A 22,681-nucleotide genomic window follows, 5' to 3' on the forward strand; every position below is an offset into this window, starting at 1 on the left:
CGAACAGGACCGTGAAACACCTCTGCGCCGATGATAGTTGATTAACGTCTGTGAAAGTAGGTCATCGTCAGGCTTTTATTCCAAAACGCCCCGCAATAACTTTGCGGGGCGTTTTTCTTTGGGCAATGCATTAACGCGCCTTGACCTTACATCTTTGAGCACACGGCCCGGCCTTAACTTAGCGCAGAGAAAGAGAGGCACGATACATTCGCACCACCTGATTCCCTATTAATATGCCGCTATGTCGCTGAATCGATCCGGATCTCGCTCTGTGGTTAGTGCTGTGGCGCCGCTGCCAGTGCGCGACGGTATCGCGCCCAGTCGGGTTCATCTGCCCAACGGCAACTGGGCCACCGTTTACGACTTCCTTGTTCAGCGGTTCAGGTTTACTGCACCCTCCGTCATTTACGAGCGTCTTGTGCGTGGCGAGATCGTCAACGCCGAAGGCGTGCCGATCACGCCCCAGACGCCTTACGCACCACATCAGTGGCTCTGGTACTACCGCGAAGTCCCTGACGAGCCGGAGGTGCCTTTCGAAATCGATATTTTGTATCGGGACGCTCAATTGCTTGTGATAGATAAGCCGCATTTTCTGGCGAGCATCCCGGGCGGACGCTACTTGAAAGAAACGGCCCTGACCCGATTACGCGAAAGCCTGAGCCTGCCCGACCTGAGTCCAATACACCGGCTTGACCGTGAAACTGCGGGTGTGATGATGTTTACTGTAGAACCATCGTGCCGTGGCGCGTACCAAAGCTTGTTTCAAAGCCGCGACGTCGCAAAAGTGTATGAAGCCGTCGCACCGCTGAATCCTGCATTAACGTTTCCGCTACGTCGCGAAACACGGCTGGACGCAAAAGCCACGCATTTCACCATGCAGGAGGTCGATGGCCAGCCGAACAGCAGCACGCTTGTGGAGCTGATTCGTCCTGCAGGTACCCACGGGCTTTATCGCTTGACACCGCATACCGGCCGCAAGCATCAGTTGCGTGTTCATATGAGCAGTCTGGGTATCCCCATATGCAACGATCTGTTCTATCCGGAGTTACAGCCATCGTCGATGTTTGATGACTTCTCCAGGCCACTGCAGTTGCTGGCCCGACAGGTCTCTTTTTGCGATCCGTACACCGGCAAGACACGTACGTTCACCAGCAGCAGGGTGCTGGCCATGGCCAGTTAGGCTGGTTATATGCACTTAACGATTTCGTAGTTCCGTTCGATGCTGTGCGCGGGCACACTAACCCTGTTCTTATCTAACAGGTGTTTTTTGTGTCGACGATCGAATCGCTTACCTTGGCCGCAACGGCCATGCCTCCTGAGCTGGATGCACAATGGCGTGAGCTTCAGGCCCGTCTGGCCTTGATTGCGGCGCGTCACCCCGATGCCGTCTTTGCAACCTCGTTGGCGCCGTCCGACATGTTGCTGACATACGCCATTGCTCAGTCTGCGTTGCCCATACAAGTCTTTACCCTTGATACCGGTCGCCTGCATAAAGAGACGCTGGCGTTGCTCGACGAAACACGCCGCCGGTTGAGTATCGACATAACCGTTTGTCGTCCCGACGCGCATGCGGTACGGGAATTCACGGCAACACATGGCTTGTTCCCGTTTTACGAATCGGTAGCACTGCGCAAGGCATGCTGCAACTTGCGTAAGGTCGACCCATTGAAGGCCATGTTGCAGGGTCGTTCAGCATGGCTGACGGGCCAAACGCGTGATCAGTCGATCACCCGGACGCAACTGCCTGAGCAGGAGCACGACACGACATTTGGGCTTCAAAAGTACAACCCGGTTGCAGCCTGGCGCGATGAAGAAATCTGGGCAGTTATTCGCGCCTTGAATATTCCGTATAACGCCTTGCACGACCAGGGCTATCCGTCGATAGGCTGCGAGCCTTGTACGCGGGCCATCAAGCCAGGCGAGGACGTTCGTGCCGGCCGCTGGTGGTGGGAAAACAGCGATTCGAAGGAATGCGGCCTGCACGAACACAATTTGAATTACGTAGCGACAAGTAAAAGCACAAGCACAAAGGAAGTCTCATGAGTCACCCCGCAGATCGTACCCATCTTGACTGGCTCGAGTCCGAGGCCATATTCATTATGCGCGAGGTGGCCGCCGAGTGCGAACGCCCGGTGCTGCTGTTCTCGGGGGGCAAAGACTCGGTGGTCTTGCTGCGCCTGGCCGAGAAGGCCTTCCGGCCCGGCAAGTTTCCTTTCCCGCTCATGCATATCGACACAGGCCATAACTTCGACGAAGTGATCGAGTTTCGTGACCAGCGCGCTGCAGAACTTGGGGAAACCTTGATTGTCCGTTCGGTTGAAGACTCGATTCGTCGCGGCAGCGTCGTGCTGCGCTCTGAGAATGACTCACGCAACGCCGCTCAGGCGACCACATTGCTGGAGGCCATTGACGAGTTTGGTTTTGATGCGTGTATAGGCGGGGCCCGTCGGGATGAGGAAAAGGCACGCGCAAAAGAGCGGGTGTTTTCGTTCAGGGATGCCTTTGGCCAATGGGACCCCAAAGCGCAGCGTCCTGAGCTCTGGAACTTGTACAACACCCGGGTGGCCAAGGGTGAAAACATGCGGGTGTTTCCTATCTCGAACTGGACCGAGCTGGATGTCTGGCAATACATTGCCCGCGAAAACCTCGCCTTGCCCCCCATTTACTACGCGCATGACCGCAGCGTCATCAAACGTAATGGTTTGCTTGTACCCGTCACTCCGCTCACACCGCCTCGCGAAGGTGAAGCCGCCGAAACCGTGCGCGTGCGGTTCCGTACCGTGGGCGATATTTCCTGCACCTGCCCAGTGGCTTCAGACGCCTCGACACCCGAGGCGATTATTGCCGAAACGGCGCTGACCACAATTACTGAACGCGGCGCGACTCGTATGGACGATCAAACGTCTGAGGCGTCGATGGAACAAAGAAAAAAACAGGGGTATTTCTGATGAATGCATTGGTTGAACAACCTTTTACGCAAACCGAGACCAGTGTGCTGCGCTTCATTACGGCAGGCTCGGTAGATGACGGCAAGTCGACCCTGATTGGGCGGTTGCTGTTTGATAGCAAGGGCGTATTTGCCGACCAGCTCGATGCCATTGCCCGGTCGAAATACAAGCGAACCGAAGCCAATGAGCTGGACCTGTCTTTGCTGACAGACGGCCTTGAGGCAGAGCGTGAACAGGGGATTACGATTGACGTAGCGTACCGCTACTTTGCAACGCCATTACGAAAATTTATTGTTGCCGACGCGCCCGGCCACGAGCAGTACACGCGCAATATGGTTACTGGTGCGTCAACGGCCCAGGCCGCTATTATCTTGATTGACGCGACCCGTGTGAACGATGGCGAACTGCTGGTGCAAACCAAGCGCCATAGCGCGTTGGCCGCTTTGTTGGGTATCAAGCATATCGTGGTGGCCGTCAATAAAATGGATCTGACGGGCTGGGATCAGGCTGTATTTGAGCGCATTCGCGATTCATATGGCGCGCTTGCTGCCCAATTAGGCATTGCCAAGTTTCATATCCTGCCGGTGTCGGCGTTAAAGGGTGATAACGTCGTCAAAGCGTCGGCGTTTACCCCTTGGTACGAGGGGCCGCCGTTGCTGACTTTACTCGAGCAATTGCCGCTTGAGGCGCCTGTCGCCGATAGCGCGACTCGACTTTATGTGCAATGGGTGATTCGTCATGGGGGCAGCTCGATCAACGATTTTCGGGGCTATGCCGGGCAGGTGTCCAGCGGCCAATTGTCCGTTGCTACACAGGTCAAGGTATTGCCATCTGGGGCTACGGCTCATATTGCCCGGCTATACCGCGGTGGGGAGCCTGTGGAGCATGCCGTGGCGGGTGATAGCGTCGTTGTCGAACTGGACCAGGATATCGATGTTTCTCGGGGCGATGTCTTTGTGACGGGACAGCACCCCGTACATGTCGACAAGACGTTTGATGCCGAGCTGTGCTGGCTGGATCAGCAGCCGCTCAGTCAGGCCCGCACGTACTGGCTTAAGCTGGGCACACGCCTGACGCAGGTCAAGCTGAAAGCTGTTCATTCCCGGCGCGATATTCATACACTTGGCGAGGCTCAGGTCGAACAACAGGCCTTGCAGATGAACGATATTGGCAAGGTGACGTTGACGGCTCGAGATGCGCTGGTGCTTGATCGCTATCGTGACTTGCCCGGTACGGGCGCGTTCATTCTGATCGATGCCGCCACCCATCAAACCGCAGCCGCAGGGATGATCCAGTAGCTTGCACTACAATCGAAACCCTCTGATGTAACCGGGTTTCGATATGTCTGATTCAATGAAACAGCGGCTCGATGCTATCCGTATGCGCATGGCCCAGGTCTGCGCACGTGTCGGCCGCGACGCCGCCGATGTGCATTTGTTGGCGGTCAGCAAAACGTTCGACGCCAATGCCATCCGCGAAGCGGCCGCGTTGGGTTTGAATGCCTTTGGTGAAAGCCGTTTGCAAGAACTGCGCGACAAACTGCCGCAGCTGGCCGACCTTGACCTGCGCTGGGTGCTGATAGGCCATTTACAAACGAACAAGGCAAAAGACGCGGCGCGCTGGGTTCACGAAGTCCAGTCGCTCGATCGTCTGGCACTGGCCGAAGTGCTGCATCGTCGGTTGCAAGACGAGGGGCGCAGCATCGACGTGCTGGTCCAGGTTAAAACCTCGCCAGAACCGTCCAAATTCGGGCTCGATCCTGCCGATCTGCCCGACTTTCTTGATGCCCTCAAGGGGTTCCCTGCACTCCGGGTTAAAGGGCTAATGACGTTGGCCATCAATGCTGACGACGAGCAGGCCGTACGTGGATGTTTTCGCCGCTTGCGTCAGTTGCGCGACGAGGCGCAGGCGGCGGGGCATGATGACGTCAGGCGCTTGTCGATGGGGATGACGGGCGATTTCGAGTGGGCCATTGAAGAGGGCGCGACCGATATCCGTATCGGGTCGGCCTTGTTTGGTGTGCGCGACTACGCGCCGCATTGAATCCACACAGGAAACTTACTATGAAGCTCTGGAAATTATGGCTGGCCGGTTTGTGGCTGGGTTTGGCTGGCGGGGTAGCGCAGGCGCAAACACTCGATGTCGTCAAGCAGCGTGGTTACCTGCAGTGTGGCGTTACCACCGGTTTTGCCGGGTTCTCTGCCCCCGACGACAAAGGGCATTGGCGCGGTCTCGATATCGACCTGTGTCGCGCCGTTGCCGCCGCTGTTTTAGGCGATGCCGAAAAATACAAGGCGGTACCGCTTAACGCCCAGCAGCGTTTTACGGCTTTGCAATCTGGTGAAATCGATGTGCTGGCACGCAATACGTCGGTAACGCAGCAGCGCGACACGGCGCTGGGTGTGATTCATGCCGGTATCAATTTTTACGATGGCCAGGGCTTTCTGATGTTGAAGGCGCTGGGCGTTAAAAGCGCTAAAGGGCTTGATGGCGCAACCATTTGCCTGCAGACGGGCACGTCGAATGAAAACACGCTGGCCGATTGGGCGCGCGCCAATAACATCCGGTACAAGCCGGTGGTCATCGAGCAATACAACGAGGCTGTCAGTGCGTTTGCGGCGGGGCGTTGCGATGTGTTTTCAACAGACGCGTCTGGGCTGGCGGCGATTCGGGCTTCGCGTTTAGGTAATCCCGACGACTACATTGTTTTGCCCGAGCTCATTTCCAAAGAGCCCTTGGGGCCGTTTGTCAGGCAGGGCGATGACGCCTGGCTGAACATTGTGAAATGGTCGTTGATGGCGATGCTTCTGGCTGAAGAGCTGGGGGTCGATTCGGGCAATGTGGATACCCACGCGCAACAGTCTACGCCCGCTATACAGCGCCTTCTGGGCGGCTCGGGTAATGCCGGCGAAAACCTCGGGCTTGACGCGCGTTGGGCCTACCAGATCATTAAGCAGGTTGGCAATTACGCTGAAAGCTTTGAACGCAATGTTGGGCAGGGCAGCCCCCTGAAAATTGAGCGGGGGTTGAATGCCTTGTGGAGCCAGGGTGGGTTGATGTACCCGTTGCCCATTCGGTAGTAAACCGCGCGCTACATACCGGCAAACCCGTTTTAACGCCGGCGGTAAACCAAAGAAATCTGGGCAAAGGCGGTTTGCAGTTCGCGGGTGCCGCCCTGAAACACAACCGGCCGGCCCTTGCTGACAAAGCAAATCAGTTTTTTGGATGAAATCAGCGGGATGAACTTGGTGAACTGGATGTCGTCCCAGGTTATAAGACGCCGGCTAAGCCAGCTTTGCTGGATGCCCTCGGCGGTAATGCGGGTGACCGACGTGGTCATATAGCGGGCCACAACAACCAGGGCGACATAGCAGGCGACCAGGCTGGCGGCAACGTAAGGGTTGACGTTTTGCCCATTGGGCCCGGTGGCGGTAATCACAAACTGGAAGGCAATCAGGCCGAGCATGACCCACGCCGCGATTTTTATCCAACGTGGCCATGAGGCCCCTTCGATGGGTAGCGGGCCCAGCTTTTGCAAGAGTTCGGCGTGTTCTTCAGCAGAGGGGCGTTGACTGCGCAGCATAAGTATTCAGTAGTTAGCGTTAAGAAGTTAAGGGGTGTGGCCTGCTGTTCTTTGCAGGCGGCCGTCGGGTAGCCGGGCCACCAGGTTATCAAGTTCAAGCAGGGTTAAGCGGCTGTTAAGCAGGGTAATGTCTAACCCGGTGCGCTGCAAGAGCGTATCAATATCAATGGGGTCAAAACCCATGGCCTGCAATATAGGCTCAAGCTCGCTGTGGCCGGTGGCGCCCGATGCGGCAGGGGTGGCACTGCGCGTTTTGGTTGACGTACCGGTGAACCGCAATGGGGGGGCCACGCCGGGCAAAACACCCGATAGCTCTTCCACGATATCTTGCCCCGACTCGACCAGTTTTGCCCCTTGCCTGATGAGTTGATGACAACCTTTGGACAACGGCGAGTGAATGGAGCCCGGGATGGCGAATATCTCGCGACCCATGTCGCCAGCCTGGCGCGCGGTAATCAGCGAGCCGCTTTGCAAGGCGGCTTCTACGACCAGTACCCCCCGGCTCAAGCCCGCAACAATCCGGTTTCGTTTTGGAAACTGGTAGGGCATGGCGCGTTGACCCATGGGGAATTCCGAAATCAGCGTGCCGTTTTCAACAATTTTGTGGGCCAGCGCCCGGTTGCGGGCAGGGTAGACGATATCAATGCCCGTTCCCATGACGGCCAGGGTGCCGCCACCGTCGGGGCCGGCGTCCAGGGCCCCCTGGTGCGCGGCGGCGTCGATGCCCGACGCCAGGCCACTGACAACACACCACCCGCGTTCGGCCAAATGGCGAGCAAACGCCTTGGCGTTTTCAAGGCCGCCCGGGGTGGCGCTGCGTGCGCCCACAATGGCAATGCTTTGGCGGTTCAGGGTGCCTAGCTGCCCATTCACATAAATGGCCAGGGGCGGGTCATGGATTTCAAGCAAACTGGCCGGGTAGTCGGGGTCGGCCAGCGTTAAAAGATGATGGCTGGGGTGCTCTAGCCAGCGCTGCGTTTGCAAGATGGCCTGGGCAATGTCTGTGGATGGCGGTTGCGCAAGCTGTAGCGCGAGGTTCTGTGGCAGAAACTTCATGAGTTGCGCCACTGATTGCGCAAAAATGGCTTGCGGCAGGCCGACGGCCGCCAGCAGGTTGCGAGCCTGTGCAGGCCCCAAACCAGGCTCAAGCGTCAGGCGCACCCAGGCCGCCAATTCGTCGTGATCAAGAGATACAGGCATAGCGCAGCAGTTTGCCACAGAGTCATGGGCGGCGTGTGGCTGTATGCGACATAAACGTCTGTCGGCCTGGATCAAGGGGCGGTTGGTATAATGGAAGGTCACCTTTTTAACTGATGATGCCATGGCTTTGCTTCCCATTCTTCGCTATCCAGATCCACGCCTGCACAAGGTGGCCAAACCGGTCGAGGCGGTCGACGATCGCATCCGTCAGTTGGTGCGCGATATGGCCGAGACCATGTACGACGCGCCCGGTGTGGGGCTTGCAGCAACGCAGGTCGATGTTCACGAGCGCATTGTTGTCATCGACGTCTCTGAAGAGGGCAACGATTTACGGGTTCTCATCAACCCCGAAATCATCGAAAAAAGCGAAGAGCGCCAGGTTTACGAAGAGGGCTGCCTTTCGGTGCCCGGTATCTACGACCGCGTCGAGCGCGCGGCGCGCATTCGTGTGCGCGCCCTGAACGAAAAGGGCGAGACCTACGAATTCGATGCCGACGGCCTGCTGGCAGTTTGCGTGCAACACGAGCTCGACCACCTCGAAGGTAAGGTTTTTGTCGAGTACCTCTCGTCGCTGAAACTGAACCGCATCAAAACCAAATTGCGCAAGCAAGAACGCGAACTCGACAAGGTATAACCGGCAATGCGCGTTGTTTTTGCTGGTACCCCCGAGTTCGCCCGTATCGCCCTCGATGCCATTCTTGCTGCCGGGCACGAGGTGCCATTGGTACTGACGCAGCCCGATCGGCCTTCGGGCCGGGGGCTGAAACTTACACCAAGCCCGGTCAAGCAGGCGGCGTTGCAGGCGGGCATTCCGGTTCAGCAGCCGCGTAGCCTTCGGCTCGACGGCAAGTATCCGGAAGATGCCCAGGCGGCCCGTGCAGCTTTGCTTGAGGCCCGGCCCGATGTCATGGTGGTTGCGGCCTATGGGTTGATTTTGCCCCAATGGACGCTGACCCTCCCGCCAGCGGGTTGTTTAAATATCCATGCCAGTTTATTGCCGCGTTGGCGCGGCGCGGCCCCAATTCAGCGGGCCATCGAGGCGGGTGACGCCGAAACTGGCATTACCATCATGCAAATGGACGAAGGCCTGGACACTGGCGATATGCTGCTGGTGAAGTCCCTACCCATTAGCGCAACGCATACGGCAGCGCAACTGCACGATGCCTTGGCCGAATTGGGTGGTCAATGTATTGTCGAGGCTTTGCACGCGCTGTCGCAACAATCGCTGGCCCCGGCACCGCAGCCCGAGGCAGGTGTGTGTTATGCCGCCAAACTTAACAAGGCCGAGGCCGCACTAGACCTGGCGCAACCCGCCGTCGTTTTGGCGCGCCGTGTAAGAGCATTCGACCCTGTACCGGGGGCAACCTTGCAGCTACCGGGTTGGGAGGCGCCCATTAAGGTCTGGGCCGCTCAAGCCATGCCGGCCGTAAATGCCCTGGAACCTGGCACCATCGTGGCAGCTTCCGAGGCAGGTCTTGATGTGGCTACTAGCGATGGCGTGTTGCGCATTTTGCAGGTGCAAAAGCCGGGCGGAAAGCGCCAGGACATCGGCGCCTTCTTGCGCGGTTCACCTCAGATCGTGTCGCCGTAAAGGTCGTACTCGTCAGAGTCGGTGACCTTCACTCGCACCAGGTCGCCCGGCTTCAGGGTGCGGTCGGTCGTTACAAAGACATTGCCGTCAATTTCGGGCGCATCGGCGCTCGATCGGCCAATAGGGCCATCTTCGTCAATTTCGTCAATCAAGACATCGATTTCCCGGCCCACTTTTTGCGCCAGGCGCTCGGCCGAAATGGCCTGCTGGTGAGCCATAAAGCGTTCCCAACGTTCTTGCTTGACTTCGTCGGGCACCGGGTCGGGCAGTTCGTTGGCTTTCGCGCCGTCGACAGGTGAGTACTGAAAACAACCGACGCGATCAAGCTGGGCCTCGGACATCCAGTCGAGCAAGTACTCGAAGTCGTCGTCGGTTTCGCCCGGGAAACCCACAATGAATGTCGAACGTAGCGTCAGGTCGGGGCAGGTTTCACGCCATTGCTTGATACGCGCCAGGGTTTTGTCTTCGAATGCCGGGCGTTTCATGAGTTTGAGCACGCGAGGGCTGGCATGCTGAAACGGGATGTCGAGATACGGCAGGATTTTGCCCTCGGCCATTAACGGGATCACCTGATCGACATGCGGGTAAGGATAGACATAGTGCAGCCGGGTCCAGACGCCGAACTCTGCAAGGGCCTCGGACAACTGCGTCATGTGCGTCTTGATGGGGCGGCCATTCCAGAAGCCGCTGCGGAACTTGATATCGGCCCCGTAGGCGCTGGTATCTTGCGAAATAACCAGCAGTTCTTTGACCCCGGCGTTCACCAGGCGTTCGGCCTCGCTCATGACGTCGCCAATGGGGCGACTGACCAGGTCGCCGCGCAGCGACGGAATAATACAGAAGCTGCAGCGATGGTTACAGCCTTCGGAGATCTTCAGGTAGGCATAGTGGCGGGGTGTAAGTTTGACCCCTTGCGGCGGGACCAGGTCAGTGTAGGGGTCGTGCTGAAGGTTGGGTGGCGCGGCTTCGTGCACGGCGCGAACCACTTGTTCGTATTGCTGTGGGCCTGTGACGGCCAATACAGCGGGGTGCACATCGCGGATGACCGATTCGTCGACCCCCATGCAGCCGGTCACAATGACCCGGCCGTTTTCGGCAATGGCTTCGCCAATGGCATCAAGCGACTCGGCTTTGGCGCTGTCGATAAAACCACAGGTATTGACGACCACAACGTCGGCGTTGTCGTAGTCGGGGGTAATGGCATAACCCTCGGTGCGCAGCTGGGTCAGAATACGTTCGGAGTCGACCAGCGCTTTGGGGCATCCCAGACTGACAAAACCAACTTTTGGGGAACTCATGCGTTAACCTCTTGAGCCTTAAGGCTTGAAAGAAAAAAGAATTTTACTGCGTTGTGCTGCTGTGCACAGCGGCGGGGCACGGGTAAATTAATGCTACATTCCCGTGGAATGAATTTTTACGGCAATTTGACAACGTGACCGACGCAACAACCCCTTCCCGCCACGCGCTTTCCGACATTATTCTTGCCAGTGCGCAGTGCCTTACAGCGGTGCACGAGGGGCGGTCGCTATCCGATGTGCTGGCCCAAACGCCTTCATCGCTGAAGGGGGCAACGCAAGCCGTCAGCTTTCACGTTATGCGCCATCTGGGCCAGGCCCTTGAAGTCAAGCATATGCTGGTCACAAAGACGCCGCCGGTGCCGTTGCTCGACGCGGTGTTGCAGGTGTCGTTGTGTTTGCTCGATACCGCCATGGTTGCCGAACAATTAACCCGCGAGGGCAAGCCGGTGCGCCCCGACTGGCCGGTTTATGCCGTACATACGGTGGTCGACCAGGCCGTTAGCGCCGTTGCCGGGCACCGGCGCATGCAAAGCTTCAAGGCGTTGGTTAATGGTGTGCTGCGCCGCTTTACGCGCGAGCGCGACACCATTTTAACGCGAGCCCACGGCAACCCCGAGGCCCGATGGAATCACCCGAACTGGTGGGTGCGACGACTGCGGCAGGCCTATCCCGACCACTGGAAAGCCATTCTGCTGGCGGCGCAGCTGCCGCCACCCATGACGCTGCGCGTAAATACCCGAAAACGCAGTGTTTCACAGTTACTGGCCGACCTGAACGCGGCCGGTATAGCTGCGCAAACCGTCCGGCTCGAAGGCGTTTCGCCGGGGGTCGAATCGGCGGTCGTGCTTGAGCAACCCCGGCCCGTACAAGATATTCCGGGCTTTGCCGAAGGGTGGTGGTCGGTGCAAGATGCCGCTGCCCAGCTGGCCGCCCCGTTGCTAGGGGTTCAGCCCGGCATGCGCGTGCTTGATGCGTGTGCGGCGCCCGGGGGTAAAACTGCGCATTTGCTTGAATTGGCCGATATCGACCTGGTGGCACTTGATGCCGATGCATCAAGGCTGGCGCGCGTGGGGCAAAACCTTGAGCGGCTGGGGCTGGCGACAGACCATGTCACACTCACGGCTGCCGACGCGTCGCGACCCGATACCTGGTGGGATGGCCGTGTCTTTGATGCCATTTTGGCCGATGTACCGTGTACGGCATCGGGGGTCGTTCGGCGTCACCCAGACATTCTGTGGTTGCGTCGCGAGACCGATATCGCGCGCACGGCCGCGCTGCAGCGGAAAATCGTGAAAGCGTTATGGAAGACTTTGAAGCCGGGCGGGCGGTTTTTGTACGTAACGTGCGCTGTGTTTCCTCAAGAAGGCGAGGCCCAGGCGCAATGGCTGCTTGAGCAGCACCCAGATGCCGTTCGTCTGGACGCGCCTGGCCAATTATTGCCTTTGCCCGTCGGTGGTCAGGCTGCCGCGCACGACGGATTCTTTTTTGCCTTGTTTGCAAAGCAGGCCAGCGTCGACAACAATAATGCGTCATGACCTTTTTCCGACGCCTTTTTTCCGTCTGGTGTGTTGTCGGCCTGTTTGTTGTAATGCAAACGGGCTGGTCGGTTGCGCGCGCCGATCAGATCGTCAGCGTTGAGCCGGTGGTACGCAACGGCCAGCTGTACATCGATGCCGACGTCGACATTTACGTTGACCCGGAGCTGCGTCAGGCGGCCGAAAAAGGCATGCCCTTGTACTTCACGGCCGATCTGGAAATCGTGGCCGACCGCTGGTGGTGGTTTGACAAGGTGCTGGCCAACGAGCACCAGACTTTTCGGCTGTCTTATAACGTGCTTACCCGGCAGTGGCGGGTGGGGGCGGGCGACCTGACCTTGCCCGAAGCCACATTCGAAGATGCACTGGCTTATGTAAAGCATATCCGGGGTTGGGCCGTGGCGCCTGCCGACGCGTTCGACACTGGCAAAGAGTATCGCGGTCGTCTTCGTCTTCGTCTCGATACGTCTCGCTTGCCGCGCCCGTTTCGCATCGATTCTTTCAACAGTAGCGCCTGGTCAATTGTGACCCCATGGAAAGATTTCTTATTTTCAATTTCTCCGCAAACACCCGACCCGTCCTGAAATGGGCGATCCGGCTGACGCTGGTCATTGCGGTGATCAGTGCGCTGGCATTGCTGAGCCTGCTGGTCTGGTCCACGGGTAATGCGTCGCGGTTTGCCCAGCACTACGACACCTTGCTGGCCCTGAATGCGGTGTTTGCCGTTACGTTGGTGTTCTGGGTTGTGGTGCTGGCCGTCCGGTTGGTGCGCCAGATTCGCCGGCGACAGTTCGGGGCCCGTTTAACCGCTCGTTTTGCGCTGTCATTCGCCCTCATCGGCGTGCTGCCCGGCGCCCTGATTTATGTGCTGTCGGTTCAGTTCATGTCGCGCTCCATCGAGTCCTGGTTCAACGTGCGCGTCGACAGTGCGCTTGAGTCGGGCTTGAGCCTGGGGCGGGCCGTGCTCGACCTTCAACTGGCCGACCTGACCGTTCGCGCCAAGTCTATGGCCGAACAACTTGGCGACAAGCCCGACGCAGACATGGGCGTGTTGATTTCGCGCGTGCGCGAAGAGGGCAGCGTCGCCGAAGCCATGGTTTTTTCCGGAAGCGGCCGCACTGTCGCTTTTTCAACCGCCGATTACGGCAAGCTCATACCCGACATGCCGCCGCAGCATGTCATGAATCAACTGCGGGTGTCGCGCAGCTACGCGGCGGCCGAGGCCGACGATGTCGGGCAGGGGTTGCGTCCTGAAGGCGATCTGCATACGGGTTTGTTCTTGCGGGTTGTGGTTCCTATTCAGCGTCTTGACCGGTCTACGACGGCATTGGGCGTCACGCCGGAGGTGCGCTGGCTGCAGGTCATCCAGCCGGTGGCCGAACAAATTGCGCGTAATGCCAGCCAGGTCGAGCAAGGCTTTCGCGACTATCAAGAGCTGGCACTTTCGCGTCAGGGGCTGCGCAAGCTTTACGGGATAACGCTGACATTGGCGTTAATTCTGGCGGTGTTCGCGTCGGTGGTGGTCGCCCTAAGTGTATCTCGTCGCCTGGTTCGGCCGTTGTTAACGCTGGCCGCCGGTACCCAGGCCGTGGGTGTTGGCGATTACCGGCCCTTGCCCGAACCCCCCGAGAAAGATGAAGTTGGCCAGCTGACGCGCTCTTTCAATGCCATGACGCGTCAGCTCGATGAGGCGCGTCAGATGGTCGAGCGTAACCGGCAACAACTCGAGCGCACCAATGTTTACCTTGAGTCGGTGCTCAGCAACCTGTCTTCGGGGGTGCTGGTTTTCGACGAAGGTTTTCGGGTCAGTATGTTCAACCAGGGGGCGCAATCCATCTTGCGTGTCGATTTGCGCTCGGTCAAAGGCCGCCCGCTTGAAACCGTTGACGGCGCATTTACGTTGTCTCAACTAATTCGCCATGCGTTTGCGGCCCATGCCGCGGTTGAATCAGAACGCGCTTACTGGCAGCAGCAGTTCGAGCTTGAGCTGGAGGCAGCCAGCGACAACGAAGCCAAGAAAAATGTCGTGACTTTGCTGGCGCGCGGCACGCACCTGACGGTTGATGGCCGGGCGAATGGTTATCTGGTCGTTTTTGACGACATCAGCGAAGTCATTTCGGCCAACCGCACCGTGGCGTGGGGCGAAGTGGCACGGCGCCTGGCGCACGAAATTAAAAACCCGCTCACGCCTATTCAGTTGTCGGCCGAACGCCTGGCCATGAAGCTGGCGTCGCGCCTGGACGAAACCGACGCGGCCATGCTGATGCGCTCAACCAATACTATTGTGAATCAGGTGGCGTCACTCAAGAAAATGGTCGATGATTTTCGCGAGTATGCCCGCACACCACCGGCCCAGATGCAGTCACTCGACCTGAATGTGCTGGTGTCCGAGATTATGACGTTATACGGTTGGGATCCGTCCGGCGCCGTCGTGCGCGACGAACGCACCGGTCTTCGGATCGACGCCGACCTGCAAGCCGATCTGCCTCACATCGAAGGTGACCCGACCCAGTTGCGTCAGGTGATTCATAACCTTTTGGCCAATGCGCGCGATGCCGTTTCGTTGGCCGGTGCGACAGAGGCTAAAATCTATGTGCAGACCAAACTGACGTTCTCGCGTATCAACGACGAGGGTCCAGAAATCCAGGCGGTCCGGCTGACGGTTTCCGACGGCGGGCCGGGGTTCGAGCCGCAGGTGCTGACCCGGGTCTTCGAACCCTACGTCACCACCAAATCGGCAGGAACCGGCCTTGGGTTGGCGATCGTCAAGAAAATTATCGAAGAGCACGGCGGTCGCATTGATGTCTCGAACCGTCGGGAAGGGGGTGCCCGGGTGTCTATTTTGTTCACGCGGCTGGTTAATTCTGCCGCTGCGCTGGACGAAGCCGGGCAGGGGTACGATAATGCGAAAAAAATATAGGTGATGCTTTATGGCCAGAATACTGGTGGTAGACGACGAAATCGGCATTCGAGAGTTGTTGTCTGAAATCCTCTACGACGAAGGGCATACCGTTGAGTTGGCTGAAAACGCCGCTCAGGCGCGTGCGGCCCGTCAGCGTGCGCGCCCCGATCTGGTGTTGCTCGATATCTGGATGCCCGATACCGACGGCGTCAGTTTGCTGCGCGAATGGGGGTCACAAGGCCTGCTCGATATGCCTGTCATCATGATGAGTGGCCATGCCACCGTCGATACGGCCGTCGAGGCCACGCGTATTGGTGCGGTCGACTTCCTCGAAAAGCCCATTACGCTGCAAAAGTTGCTGAAAACCATTTCTGCCGCGTTGGCGCGCCCGGTGGTCAGCCGTGGTGCGTCGGCCCCCGCGGCAGCCCCGGCAAATGCCGCTTTGGCACCGGCCCCGGTCATGCAGCCGTCGGCCGTGGCACCTGCTGTTGTTGCGGCCGAGGCCTCGGTGGCGCTCGAGCCGCATGCCTTGCAGCTTAGTAATATCCCGCTCGACCAGCCGCTACGCGATGCCCGCGACGAATTCGAACGCATTTATTTCGAATACCATCTGGCCCGAGAAAATCACAGCATGACGCGGGTTTCCGAGCGCACCGGCCTGGAACGCACGCACTTGTACCGCAAGCTCAAGCAGCTGGGTATCGACGCCTCCCGTCGTCGCCAAGAGTCGCGCTAGGCGGCATCAAGGCGTTTTCAGGGTTTTGGTCGTCGTGTAATCGCGCTGACCGAAACGCGTGTTTCGCCGGGGGCGGTGTTGAAGGTGCGGGCACGCCAGGCATGGCCGTAGGCCACTTCAAGGCTTAAATGAATGGTGCCGTCCATGGTGCGCTGTTTTTCGAGCGCAGCCAGCAGGCGGTCGCGCCATTCGCGGCCTACCAGCCCGCTGCGGCGGCTTTGTGCCGGGTTGCCGCCCAAACTGGCCAGGTCTTCAAGCAGTTTTTCGGCGCTACGGTAGGTAAGCGTCAGGGTTTCCTGATCCATCACCGGGTCGCTGAACCCAGACTCGATGAGCAAGTCGCCAAAATCGTGCATATCAACGAAAGCGGGCGTAGCGGTGTGCAGCCCGGCGGCCTGCAGTGCCGCGCGCAGTTCTTTAAACGTGCCCGGCCCCAGGCAAGAAAACATCACGACCCCTTCGGGCTTCAGAACGCGTCGCCATTCGAGGAGGACGTCGTGCGGGCGGGGGTGCCAGTGCAATGCCATATTCGACCAGACCAGCCCTGCGGATTCGGGCGGCAGGGTGGTGTGTGCCAGGTCTGCACAAGTGAAGTCTGTGTTGGGCGTGGGCTTGTTGCGCAGACGGTTCCAGAGCCCGCGTTTGCCGGCATGGCGTTCGCGTGCCACGTTAAGCAGTGCGGCGCAGTTGTCGACACCCATGTAATTGACCATGGGATAGCGTGCGCGTAGCGGTTCGATGGCATGCCCGGCGCCACAGCCTGCGTCGATCAGGGTTTCGGGCGTGACGCGGATATAACTAAGCCGTTGCAGCATACGCTGAGCGACTTCCCCGTACAGAAACTGGGCGTTGTCTAGCGGTGCACGACGGGCAAACTGTTTGACGACGTGGTCGGCCAGGATGGGCAGCGAGGGGTGTGATGACATATTTGTGTATGCGGCGCTTGGCACGTGGCCGATGCCATGGTCAGATGGCGATATGTTGATTTGCACTGGCTATTATGGCCTATAGTCTGCGGCTGCGCGAATGGGTGGGCAGCCTGACCCGTTGGCTGCCCGGCGAATGCGCTTTGTGCCGCTCGGTGGTTCGGGGCGGGTTGTTGTGCGATGTTTGCGCGGGTGAAGCCAGTCACAGCATGGCAACACCGGCAAGGCGCTGCCCCCGATGCTGCCTGCGGCTTGATGCGCGGGGGCATTGCCACGACTGTGCTGCCCTTGCACCTGTGTTTGGTCAGGTCTTTGCGGCGGTCGATTACGCCTTTCCCGCTAATTTGCTGTTGTTGCAGTTCAAGCAGCAGCGGCGGTTTGTGTTGGCTAAAACATTGGCCGCGTTCATGGCTGATCGCATGCGCGACACGCGCTATGTCCTGCCCGACGATACAATCCTGGTTCCTGTCCCGGCGACCAAAGCCTCACTGCAGCGCCGCGGCTTTAATCCCGCTGCCGAGCTGGCGGGGCAACTGGCGCGTCAATTGGGGCTGGGTTGTCATCACCATTGGTTGTACCGGCATCACGAGACGGGGCCGCAAAAATTCCTGAGTCGTCAGCAACGCCTGGCCGGCACAGCCGGGCTGTTTGGATGCTCGTCGAAGGTAGCCGGCCATCGCTTTGCCGTCATCGACGATGTCATGACGACAGGCAGCACCTTGAATGCGGTCTCCGGGGTGTTGCTGGCCGCTGGCGCAACGGCGGTGACAGGGGTGGTGCTGGCGCGTACACCCGTGCGCGAGCGACTTAACGACGCCTTATCAAGATAATCATGTTTCATATTGTTCTGGTTTCACCTGAAATTCCGCCGAATACGGGCAACGTTATTCGGTTGGTCGCCAATACCGGCGCGGCTTTGCATCTGGTTCGGCCGTTGGGGTTCGAGCTTGACGACAAGCGTTTGCGCCGGGCCGGGCTCGATTACCACGAGTGGGCAGACGTGCGAGTGCACGACGATTTGCCGGGCGCACTGGCCGCCATCGGCGGTGATCCGATGCGTCGGTTTGCGCTCACGACCAAAGGGTCAAGCCGGCTGGGGACGTTTATGTTCCAGCCCAATGATGTTTTTGTTTTTGGTTGTGAAACGGCGGGGTTGTCGGCCGACCAGCTGGCGCTGTTTGGGCCCGAGCAACGTTTGCGCTTACCCATGCGCGCCGGGCAGCGCAGCTTGAACTTGTCGAATGCGGTGGCCGTGACGGTATACGAAGCCTGGCGGCAGCAGGGGTACGAAGGCAGCGTTTAGGCTGGCTTGGGTGTTTCGGGCTTGGCTTCGCGAGAGAGCAGGTCGGAGACCGCCTGCCGGGCCGATAGCCCATTGAACAAGACATCGCATACCGCTTGGGTAATGGGCAGGTCGACGCCCAACTGCTTGCCCAGAGCCAGGGCCGCACGCGCGCATCGTACGCCTTCGGCCGTCATGCCGTTAGCCAAAATGGTGTCGAGGGTTTGGCCTTCGCCAATGGCCAGGCCCACTTGCCGGTTGCGCGACAGCGGGCCGGTGGCGGTCAGGACCAGGTCGCCCAGGCCGGTGAGCCCGGCGAAGGTGTCGGCCGACCCGCCCAGCGCGACGCCTAGGCGTTGCATTTCGGCCAGACCGCGGGTAATAAGTGCGGCGCGGGCATTGGTGCCCAACGCCAGGCCGTCAGAAATGCCGCAGGCGATGGCCATGACGTTTTTCATGGCGCCACCCACTTCGACGCCGATGACGTCGGTGCTGTTGTAAATGCGCGCATTGCTGCCATGCAGCGCTTGCGTGGTGGCTGCGATGACTTGCGGGTTGTTGCTGGCAACAGTTAGCGCAACGGGCAAGCCTTGAGCAACTTCTTTGGCAAACGATGGCCCCGACACAACGCCCAGCCCGACGCCGGGGGTAGAGGCCAGGGCTTTTTGGGCAATGGCGTGCGGTAATTGCGCCGAGGTTTGTTCGAAACCTTTGCACGTCCAGACCGCCGAAACCGCCGGGTGGTTCAGCTTGGCCAGTTCGTTAGCGAGGGCGGCGCAGGTGCTTTCGAGGCCGGCAACCGGCACCCCAAGAATAACGAGCCCGGGAACGCCTTGATTGTCACAGGCGTGAGCGACAGCGTGAGACAGGCTGCTGGTGGCAACAAGCGCCGATGGCAATGTGATGCCCGGCAAGTACCTGGCATTTTGGTGTGTGGCGTTGATGGCGTCTGCCAGCGCGGCGTCGCGCGCCCAAAGCGTAACCTGGGCATTGGCGCAGGCCAGTGCCGCAAGTGCGGTGCCCCAACTGCCGGCACCCAACACACTGACGCGTAACGGCGCTGATGCAGACTGAGGCATGTTACTGGCGGGTTGCGCCGGGCGGCAGTTCGATGCCCGATTGCTGTTCGGCCATTTGTGCCAGGCGTTGCTCGTAGAGCGCCTGGAAGTTGACTTCGGCCAGGTGCAATGCGGGCAGGGTTGTACGCGTGATGGCGTCGGCAACCGTGGCGCGCAAGTAGGGGTACAGCATGGTGGGGCAGACAATGCCCAACAGCGGGTCGAGTTGTTCGGCGGGGATATTGGCCGCTTCGAAAATACCCGCTTGTGTTGCTTCGATCAGGTACAGGGTTTTGTCCTGGATTTTGGTGGTGACGGTCACCGTGACGGTGGATTCGTAGACGCTTTCAGCCAGTTGCTGGCCGCCGACATTAATGGTGACTTCGACGCTCGGGCCTTCCTGTTCCAGAAAAATCTGGGGCGCATTGGGCATTTCGAGCGACAGGTCTTTAACGTAGGTGCGCTGCAGATTGAAGCTGGGGTCGGGGTTGTTATTGCCTTGAGCGGCTTGGTCCTGTTCGGCCATTTGTCTTCCTATGAGTTTGTGCACGGCACTATTGCCATGCCGCAGTTTACGAATTATTTGTTCAGCAAGGGCATCAGACCGCCGGCGCGGTCTAGCGCGGTCAGGTCATCGTATCCGCCGACATGGGTGTCGTCGATAAAGATTTGCGGTACGGTGCGGCGATTGGTGCGCGCCATCATGGCGTCGCGTTGCGCCGGATCGGTGTCAATGCGGATTTTCTGGATTTCGGTCACGCCGCGCTGTTTAAGTAGCATTTCTGCGCGCACGCAGAACGGGCAGACGGCGGTGCTATACATCGTAACGACGGCCATGTGTGTTCCTTTGGGTAATGCGATTGGAAATTAGTGCTTTGCCGATGTGGGCATGCCGGCTTCGGTCCATTTGTTCAGGCCGCCCTCAAGACTGACGACTTCGGCGAAACCGTTTTTGCGCAATTTGCCGGCCGCCGAGCCTGAAATACGGCCCTGATCACAAAACACGATAAGCGGTTTGTCTTTGGGCAGGCTGGACATTTTGGCGTCGATGTCGGCCAAGGGGATATTGCGGGCTTGTGCAATGCTGCCGGCCTTGAAGCGCTCGTGCGGGCGCACGTCGATGAAAACGCCTTGCTTCTGGTTGGCCAGCTGGACAGCCTCGGATACGCTTACGCTGGACGCGCGACCGCCGCGCATGAGCGTTGGCCACAACAACATAAGGCCGGAAACGACGGCAATCAGTAAAATGTAAAGGTTGTTCTCACTAAGAATGAAATCCACGATGTGTCCCAGGTTGATGCTTGAAATGGTCAAGGTTTACCGGGATTATAAAATGGACGCGATAATTCAACTTTTAGGTCTTTTTTGTCATGCATAAACTCGTACTCATGCGCCACGGCGAAAGCCAATGGAACCTCGAAAACCGTTTTACCGGCTGGACGGACGTCGACCTGACCGAAACCGGTCGCGAACAGGCCCGCAAAGCCGGCGAGCTGCTCAAGAATGAAGGCTTTGAGTTCGACATTGCTTTTTCGTCTGTCCTCAAGCGCGCCATTCGTACGCTCTGGATCGCCCTGGATGCCATGGACGCCATGCATACGCCGGTAGGGTTAAGCTGGCGCCTGAACGAGCGCCATTACGGCGCTTTGCAAGGCCTTAACAAGGCTGAAACGGCCGCCAGGTATGGCGAAGAGCAAGTGCTGGTATGGCGCCGTGCTTACGCCATTGCGCCTAACCCGCTCGAGCTCGACGACCCGCGTCACCCGCGTTTCGACAAGCGTTACGCCAAAATTCCCGCCGACCAGCTCCCGGCAACCGAATGCCTGCAAGACACCGTTACGCGTGTGGTGCCGTTCTGGAACGACTCGATAGCACCGGCTTTGCGTTCTGGCCGCAGCGTATTGGTCGCCGCGCATGGCAACAGTCTGCGCGCGCTCATCAAGCACCTCGACGGTATTTCCGACGACGACATCGTGTCTTTGAATATTCCTACCGGCCAGCCCCTGGTTTACGAACTCGACGACGACCTCAAGCCCATTCGTCATTATTATCTGGGTGACGCCGCCGAAATCGAGGCGGCCATGGCGGCGGTTGCAGCCCAGGGTAAAGCCAAAAAGGAATAAGCGTCATGCGGCGTGTGCTCGGTTGCGCAATGTTGGTCCTGTGGGCGGGTGTTGCGTCGGGCAATCAGTCCTCCCAGGCCCTCGAGGCCCGGCATGCCGAGGCACGCCGCCAGCAAACCGAATTGCGCGAGCGTATTGCCGCGCTGCAAAAAGACATCGACAAACAAACGTCTTCACGTGACGATGTCGCGTCTGCCTTGCGCGAGTCCGAGTCGGCCATTTCCGGCATCAACCGGCGTCTCGACGAACTTGAACGTCAAGACAAGGCCGTGCGTGCGCAACTGGCGACACTTGAAACGCAAATCGCCCAGGGCAAGGCCGACGTCGAGCGTCACCAGGCAGAACTGGCCGATCAGTTGCGGGCCCAGTATGCGGGCGGTTTATCACCCTGGGCCGCGCTGCTGTCCGGCGACAACCCACAAGAAATCGGACGCGAACTCGGTTATTTGGGGTATGTCTCGCAAGCCCAGGCCGATTCGGTGCGCGCACTCGATGCCAGTGTCAAACGCCTGTCGCGCCTTCAAACCACTCAGGTCGCCCGGCAGACCGAACTGGCGGCGCTCACGAAAGAAACCAGTCAAAAGAAAGTTGAACTTGAAGCGCAGAAGGCCGAGCGCCTGAAGGTATTGGCCCGGATCGAGTCCGAGCTCAAGGCGCAGCGGCAGCAGGCCAAAACCCTGGCCCGCAACGAAACTCGCCTTGAGTCCCTGGTCGATGGTCTTCAGGTTGAAATCGCCCGTCAGCGCGAAGCCGAGCGTATCGCACGCGAGAAACGCGCGGCCGAAGAGGCTGCACGCAGGGCCGCAGAGGCAAAGGCGAAAGCCGAGCGCGAACGGTTGGCCGCAGAAGCGCGGGCCAAAGCGGCCGAGGCTGCGCGTCAGGCCAAGGCGCTCGAGCAAGTGCGTGTCGAACCCCAAACCGACGTGGTGACTGTTGATGCCATAGAAGATAGCGATGCCGAAGCGGTAAAGACCGAGGAATCGTCAGCGGCGTCGCAGGTCGCAGAGCGTCCGGCAGCACGTATGTCGGCGTCTTCGGCCGATGAAAATGACACGGCGCCGGCTGAACCGGAATCCGTGGAACCTGTTGCGGTTTTGAAGGGTCTGAGTAAAAACCTGCCGTTGCCGGTAAAAGGCGAGATCCAGGGCCGTTTTGGCATGGAGCGCCCCGACGGCGGGGTTTGGCGGGGTATTGTGCTTCGGGCCCGCGAAGGCACTCGTGTTCGCCCTGTGGCGCCCGGCAGAGTGGCCTATGCCGGCTGGTTCAATGGTTTTGGTAACCTTCTCATTGTCGATCATGGGCAGGGCTATCTCTCTGTCTATGCTTACAATCAGAGTTTGTTGCGGCAGGTGGGCGATACCGTGAAGGTATCCGACGCCATCGCCACGGTTGGGGCAACCGGTGGGCAGGTCGAGTCCGGTCTATACTTCGAGATTCGGCATAACGGCAAGCCCGTCAACCCGCAACTTTGGTTGGGGCGTTAATTCGTTTACATACAG

At 59.1% G+C, this 22,681-nt stretch carries 24 protein-coding genes; 16 read left to right on the plus strand and 8 right to left on the minus strand.

All coding sequences use genetic code 11. The annotated features are described in order from the left end of the window. Nucleotides 1-241 precede the first annotated feature (241 nt). The 6 genes from GTU67_RS12140 to GTU67_RS12165 all read left to right on the plus strand — a co-directional run bounded on the left by GTU67_RS12140 (nucleotide 242) and on the right by GTU67_RS12165 (nucleotide 6,028). Nucleotides 242-1,180, plus strand: a complete 939-nt coding sequence (locus GTU67_RS12140) for a pseudouridine synthase (RefSeq protein ID WP_185780336.1) — start codon at nucleotides 242-244, stop codon at nucleotides 1,178-1,180. Between the two features lie 128 nt (nucleotides 1,181-1,308). After that, the gene (locus tag GTU67_RS12145; protein WP_185780410.1) at nucleotides 1,309-2,043 is read left to right on the plus strand and encodes a phosphoadenylyl-sulfate reductase; all 735 of its coding nucleotides are present in this window, start codon (nucleotides 1,309-1,311) and stop codon (nucleotides 2,041-2,043) included. Further along, on the plus strand, nucleotides 2,040-2,948 hold the full coding sequence (cysD, locus tag GTU67_RS12150) for a sulfate adenylyltransferase subunit CysD (protein WP_185780337.1): 909 nt from the start codon (nucleotides 2,040-2,042) through the stop codon (nucleotides 2,946-2,948). Before GTU67_RS12145 ends, cysD begins: the two co-directional genes overlap by 4 nt. Further along, on the plus strand, nucleotides 2,948-4,246 hold the full coding sequence (locus GTU67_RS12155) for a sulfate adenylyltransferase subunit 1 (RefSeq protein ID WP_185780338.1): 1,299 nt from the start codon (nucleotides 2,948-2,950) through the stop codon (nucleotides 4,244-4,246). Before cysD ends, GTU67_RS12155 begins: the two co-directional genes overlap by 1 nt. Before the next feature lie 43 nt (nucleotides 4,247-4,289). Continuing rightward, nucleotides 4,290-4,991 carry a YggS family pyridoxal phosphate-dependent enzyme gene (locus GTU67_RS12160; RefSeq protein ID WP_185780339.1) on the plus strand — a complete coding sequence of 234 codons (702 nt, stop codon included), beginning with the start codon at nucleotides 4,290-4,292 and terminating at the stop codon, nucleotides 4,989-4,991. A gap of 20 nt (nucleotides 4,992-5,011) precedes the next feature. Continuing rightward, on the plus strand, nucleotides 5,012-6,028 hold the full coding sequence (locus tag GTU67_RS12165; RefSeq protein WP_185780340.1) for an amino acid ABC transporter substrate-binding protein: 1,017 nt from the start codon (nucleotides 5,012-5,014) through the stop codon (nucleotides 6,026-6,028). A gap of 32 nt (nucleotides 6,029-6,060) precedes the next feature. Here GTU67_RS12165 and GTU67_RS12170 read toward each other — a convergent pair whose 3' ends face one another. Then, a complete protein-coding gene (locus GTU67_RS12170; RefSeq protein WP_185780341.1) occupies nucleotides 6,061-6,531 on the minus strand; it encodes a hypothetical protein in 471 nt (156 codons plus the stop codon). A 27-nt stretch (nucleotides 6,532-6,558) separates the two neighbouring features. Then, the gene (gene dprA, locus GTU67_RS12175) at nucleotides 6,559-7,731 is read right to left on the minus strand and encodes a DNA-processing protein DprA (protein WP_185780342.1); all 1,173 of its coding nucleotides are present in this window, start codon (nucleotides 7,729-7,731) and stop codon (nucleotides 6,559-6,561) included. Between the two features lie 121 nt (nucleotides 7,732-7,852). Here dprA and def point away from each other — a divergent pair, with 121 nt between their 5' ends. After that, nucleotides 7,853-8,365, plus strand: coding sequence for a peptide deformylase (def, locus tag GTU67_RS12180; RefSeq protein WP_185780343.1), 513 nt, complete (start codon nucleotides 7,853-7,855; stop codon nucleotides 8,363-8,365). Between the two features lie 6 nt (nucleotides 8,366-8,371). Continuing rightward, nucleotides 8,372-9,322, plus strand: coding sequence for a methionyl-tRNA formyltransferase (gene fmt, locus GTU67_RS12185; protein WP_185780344.1), 951 nt, complete (start codon nucleotides 8,372-8,374; stop codon nucleotides 9,320-9,322). On the opposite strand, the gene rimO is transcribed toward fmt, so the two are convergent. Beyond that, complete coding sequence (gene rimO / locus GTU67_RS12190; RefSeq protein ID WP_185780345.1) at nucleotides 9,304-10,620, minus strand: 30S ribosomal protein S12 methylthiotransferase RimO; 1,317 nt, start codon at nucleotides 10,618-10,620, stop codon at nucleotides 9,304-9,306. The two genes, fmt and rimO, sit on opposite strands and share 19 nt — an antisense overlap. A gap of 134 nt (nucleotides 10,621-10,754) precedes the next feature. On the opposite strand from rimO, the gene rsmB reads away from it, so the two are divergent. Genes rsmB through GTU67_RS12210 form a run of 4 tightly spaced genes read left to right on the plus strand, consistent with a single transcriptional unit; the run spans nucleotide 10,755 to nucleotide 15,793 of the window. After that, a complete protein-coding gene (gene rsmB, locus GTU67_RS12195; RefSeq protein WP_346727022.1) occupies nucleotides 10,755-12,155 on the plus strand; it encodes a 16S rRNA (cytosine(967)-C(5))-methyltransferase RsmB in 1,401 nt (466 codons plus the stop codon). Then, nucleotides 12,152-12,739 (plus strand): DUF4390 domain-containing protein, encoded by a 588-nt coding sequence (locus GTU67_RS12200; RefSeq protein ID WP_185780346.1) that lies wholly within the window; start codon nucleotides 12,152-12,154, stop codon nucleotides 12,737-12,739. The genes rsmB and GTU67_RS12200 overlap by 4 nt, the downstream gene beginning before the upstream one ends. After that, the gene (locus GTU67_RS12205) at nucleotides 12,736-15,075 is read left to right on the plus strand and encodes a sensor histidine kinase (RefSeq protein WP_185780412.1); all 2,340 of its coding nucleotides are present in this window, start codon (nucleotides 12,736-12,738) and stop codon (nucleotides 15,073-15,075) included. Before GTU67_RS12200 ends, GTU67_RS12205 begins: the two co-directional genes overlap by 4 nt. A gap of 10 nt (nucleotides 15,076-15,085) precedes the next feature. Further along, on the plus strand, nucleotides 15,086-15,793 hold the full coding sequence (locus tag GTU67_RS12210; RefSeq protein ID WP_185780347.1) for a response regulator: 708 nt from the start codon (nucleotides 15,086-15,088) through the stop codon (nucleotides 15,791-15,793). Between the two features lie 17 nt (nucleotides 15,794-15,810). Here the strand turns inward: GTU67_RS12210 and GTU67_RS12215 are convergent, their stop codons facing one another. Next, entirely contained in the window at nucleotides 15,811-16,719 is a 909-nt protein-coding gene (locus GTU67_RS12215) for a methyltransferase domain-containing protein (protein ID WP_185780348.1), read from the minus strand. A gap of 74 nt (nucleotides 16,720-16,793) precedes the next feature. On the opposite strand from GTU67_RS12215, the gene GTU67_RS12220 reads away from it, so the two are divergent. Together GTU67_RS12220 and GTU67_RS12225 are read left to right on the plus strand one after the other, a co-directional pair. Beyond that, nucleotides 16,794-17,549 (plus strand): ComFC family protein, encoded by a 756-nt coding sequence (locus tag GTU67_RS12220; RefSeq protein WP_185780349.1) that lies wholly within the window; start codon nucleotides 16,794-16,796, stop codon nucleotides 17,547-17,549. Between the two features lie 2 nt (nucleotides 17,550-17,551). After that, nucleotides 17,552-18,022, plus strand: a complete 471-nt coding sequence (locus GTU67_RS12225) for a tRNA (cytidine(34)-2'-O)-methyltransferase (RefSeq protein ID WP_185780350.1) — start codon at nucleotides 17,552-17,554, stop codon at nucleotides 18,020-18,022. Here the strand turns inward: GTU67_RS12225 and GTU67_RS12230 are convergent. The 4 genes from GTU67_RS12230 to GTU67_RS12245 are packed head-to-tail and all read right to left on the minus strand — an operon-like array spanning nucleotide 18,019 to nucleotide 20,340. After that, a complete protein-coding gene (locus GTU67_RS12230; RefSeq protein ID WP_185780351.1) occupies nucleotides 18,019-19,080 on the minus strand; it encodes an NAD(P)H-dependent glycerol-3-phosphate dehydrogenase in 1,062 nt (353 codons plus the stop codon). The two genes, GTU67_RS12225 and GTU67_RS12230, sit on opposite strands and share 4 nt — an antisense overlap. Before the next feature lies 1 nt (nucleotide 19,081). After that, a complete protein-coding gene (secB, locus tag GTU67_RS12235) occupies nucleotides 19,082-19,585 on the minus strand; it encodes a protein-export chaperone SecB (protein WP_185780352.1) in 504 nt (167 codons plus the stop codon). A gap of 53 nt (nucleotides 19,586-19,638) precedes the next feature. After that, nucleotides 19,639-19,896 carry a glutaredoxin 3 gene (gene grxC / locus GTU67_RS12240; protein ID WP_185780353.1) on the minus strand — a complete coding sequence of 86 codons (258 nt, stop codon included), beginning with the start codon at nucleotides 19,894-19,896 and terminating at the stop codon, nucleotides 19,639-19,641. Nucleotides 19,897-19,926: 30 nt separating this feature from the next. Continuing rightward, nucleotides 19,927-20,340, minus strand: coding sequence for a rhodanese-like domain-containing protein (locus GTU67_RS12245; protein WP_346727023.1), 414 nt, complete (start codon nucleotides 20,338-20,340; stop codon nucleotides 19,927-19,929). A gap of 89 nt (nucleotides 20,341-20,429) precedes the next feature. Here GTU67_RS12245 and gpmA point away from each other — a divergent pair, with 89 nt between their 5' ends. After that, nucleotides 20,430-21,182: a 2,3-diphosphoglycerate-dependent phosphoglycerate mutase gene (gene gpmA, locus GTU67_RS12250; RefSeq protein ID WP_185780354.1), complete on the plus strand. Its 753-nt coding sequence runs from the start codon at nucleotides 20,430-20,432 to the stop codon at nucleotides 21,180-21,182. 5 nt (nucleotides 21,183-21,187) lie between these two features. Further along, nucleotides 21,188-22,666, plus strand: coding sequence for a murein hydrolase activator EnvC family protein (locus GTU67_RS12255; protein ID WP_185780355.1), 1,479 nt, complete (start codon nucleotides 21,188-21,190; stop codon nucleotides 22,664-22,666). Nucleotides 22,667-22,681 lie beyond the last annotated feature (15 nt).

It is taken from the genome of Pusillimonas minor, from assembly GCF_014237865.1.
GTDB classification, from domain to species: Bacteria; Pseudomonadota; Gammaproteobacteria; order Burkholderiales; family Burkholderiaceae_B; genus Neopusillimonas; species Neopusillimonas minor.